4 protein-coding genes are annotated in these 2562 nt (G+C 60.9%); all 4 read right to left on the bottom strand.

The annotated features are described in order from the left end of the window. Positions 1-682 (bottom strand): IS66 family transposase zinc-finger binding domain-containing protein (locus LCF60_RS24410; protein ID WP_292295118.1); only part of this gene is annotated, 682 nt, incomplete at its 3' end. A gap of 63 nt (positions 683-745) precedes the next feature. Beyond that, entirely contained in the window at positions 746-1099 is a 354-nt protein-coding gene (gene tnpB, locus LCF60_RS24405; protein WP_292295117.1) for an IS66 family insertion sequence element accessory protein TnpB, read from the bottom strand. After that, complete coding sequence (locus LCF60_RS24400; RefSeq protein ID WP_292295116.1) at positions 1096-1620, bottom strand: transposase; 525 nt, start codon at positions 1618-1620, stop codon at positions 1096-1098. Before LCF60_RS24400 ends, tnpB begins: the two co-directional genes overlap by 4 nt. A gap of 190 nt (positions 1621-1810) precedes the next feature. Further along, the gene (locus tag LCF60_RS24395; RefSeq protein WP_292295115.1) at positions 1811-2446 is read right to left on the bottom strand and encodes a hypothetical protein; all 636 of its coding nucleotides are present in this window, start codon (positions 2444-2446) and stop codon (positions 1811-1813) included. Positions 2447-2562: the final 116 nt, after the last annotated feature.

The following is a 2562-nucleotide window of genomic DNA, read 5'->3' as shown; positions in this document are numbered from 1 at the left end:
CGCAGAATTTGGCCACGGTGATCTGCGCCAGCAGGGCTTCCGTTGGCCAGCTGTTTTCCAGCAGATGCGCAGGCGCCTTGGCTTGGATCACGCCTGTGCGTCCCTTGGGGCAGGCGTATTTGGGGCGTACGGTGACGACGACCTGATATTGCGCGGGGATGACATCCAGCTGTTGCGAGCGATCCTCCCCGATCTTGACCATATCGCCACAGCCGCAGGGACAAACGGTGCTATCCGGGCCAATGACGCGCTCAATACGCGGCAACCCTTCTGGAAGGGTGCGGGGCTTACCCGGTTTGCGGGGCTTTTTCTCCTTTGCAGTTTTGTCGAGTTGGTCGAGCTTGTCCTGCACCTCGTCGATCTTTTGCTGCGTCTCGGCGATGGCGGTTTCTTGGTCTTCGAGCGCCAGTTCCAGCTGATCGGGGCTCAGCTTCTCCGACTTGGGCCCGAACTTGGTACGCCGGTGGTCGGCAACCTGAACTTCCAGTTTTGCGACCAGCGCCTTGAGTTCGGTGATCAGGATATCTTTTTCGGCGCCGACAGCCTGCTCATGTTGCCGGGCCGCGCGTTCTACAGTGGCCTCAAACCGTGCCGCCTCAAGCGCTGCCCGTTGCGCTTCAAAGGCCTTCACGACCTCGGGTGGAATTTCTGGAAACTGGCGAATATCGAACGGTTCTGACATGCGCTTTTCTACCCTGAACAGGAAGAAAAGCCCAATAAAACATGGCTTGAACTGCGCGCTGAGTCACCCTGCCGCAGCAGGTGCCACCACCGGTTTTGCAACCATCCTGCGCCAGTCCAAACCTTCGAAAAGGGCCTCGTACTGCCCCCGGGAAAGCTGCATGACGCCGTCCTGGATTTTGGGCCACACGAAGTTGGAAACTTCCAGCCGCTTGTAGATCAGGACCAGCCCGGTTCCATCCCAAACCAAGAGCTTCAACCTGTCGCCACGCTTGGAACGGAACACCACCGTCAGCCCCGAATGTGGATCAAGCCCCAGCTCGTTTTGCACCGTTGCTGCGAGCCCGTCATGGCCTCGACGGAAATCGACCGGCTTCGTCGCAATCACGATCGGCAGCCGCTGCCCCGCAACGATCACGACACACCGCGCATCGCCCGGATCAGGGTCGCCGCCCACTCCACATCTGCATCAGCGGGGATACGGACCACGACATCCGGTCCGATCTCGACCGTCAGTGCATCGCACCCTCGATGCTGTCTCACATCTGGTGGCGCCGCATCCATCTGCGGCGTCCGCGCAATCTGCACCGGAACGAAAGCCGGTTCTCGAGTAGTCACGATCCTGTCCGAGGCGGAGGCCGCAGCCATGAAATCGGCAGGCAGAACCAGTTTGCCCTGACGCGCCATCCGCCGCCAGTCCGACAGCTGATGAGGAATAATGTCATGGCGCCGCGCCACCTCGCCAACTCGCGCACCAGGTTGGAAACTCTCCGCAACAATCCGCGCCTTTACCTCCTCCGGCCAACGACGGTTGCCCAGACGAGGTTCAACAATCTCCACACGACCCAAAGGCCCACTTCCATCCGCCATAGCCGACTCCAACAAAAATGTTGGCGCTGACCAGGCGTTCAAAACCAATGCGGTCCAGCGGTTTGACATTGTGCAGGACATCTGCGTGGCGTCCTGCAGGAACAGCGTTTCGAGCGGACCGAGCCGGTAGGGCTCCGGTCGCGCCAGGGCACGCCTCCTGCCGAAGGCCGGGTTGCCGGTTATGGCGTGTCGGCCGAGGCTTCATGCGAGAAATACCACGCGCAGGATGCAATCCGGCCACTGGTTCCTTCAGGATTCCTCAGCCTGCGCCGGGCGTCAGGAACACCTTGGCCGGAGGCAGCGCGATTCTCATGTCCACCGCGTCGCGGACTTGCGCCGGCAGCATGCTCCGGGAAACCTCCAGATAGCGTCGGGTTCTGGTCACGCACGCCTCGGCCGCCGCGTGGTCGGAGACTTCGCCCATCATGACGACGACAGGATTGATGTCCCCCGACATTTCGGCACAGAGATCGCCGTGTAGCCAGGCCAGGTTGATGTAGAGGACGGCGTCGGCGAAATGCACCGTGATGAGTTCGTAGGCGGCGCAGTCCTCTGCAATGTCACAGAGCAGGACGATCCGGTGAACGTCGGAGCCCCTGAACAGTTCTTCCGCGACAAGGTGCGCGGCATGATCGGCCGCTTGTCCGAAGAGGTCCTTGTAGATCTGGAAGTCGGGTCCGGCATCGCCCTGGACATGGAAGCCTTCGAGACGGTGAGCGTGGCTCGGGTAGGCATCCACGTTGCCGCCCAGGTAACTCATCATGGCGACGAGGTCGCCGGGTTTGGCCGCGTCGAGAGGAACGAGGTGCGGGGCCAGGTCCACTCCGCCTATGCACGGCAGGAAATGTACTTGGTAGTCGGTGGGTGCGGAGGCGAGATTAACGGAGATAGTCATGTAAGTGTCCTTTCGGGGTTGAGCTACCGGAACATGGGTTCATCTCCGCTGATCGGGAAAACGGAAGCTGCGATTTTTCTGCTGCGGTGGGGGTGATCGTTTATCCGATGCTGCCG

The organism is Marivita sp. (assembly GCF_020055635.1).
In the GTDB taxonomy this organism is placed as follows: domain Bacteria; phylum Pseudomonadota; class Alphaproteobacteria; order Rhodobacterales; family Rhodobacteraceae; genus Marivita.
This window is presented reverse-complemented; position numbering and strand designations above follow the sequence as displayed.

Bases quoted from the DNA above. Each gene is read 5' to 3' on its own strand.
- LCF60_RS24400 (WP_292295116.1), bottom strand. From the start codon at position 1,620: ATGTCAAACCGCTGGACCGCATTGGTTTTGAACGCCTGGTCAGCGCCA.
- LCF60_RS24395 (WP_292295115.1), bottom strand. From the start codon at position 2,446: ATGACTATCTCCGTTAATCTCGCCTCCGCACCCACCGACTACCAAGTA.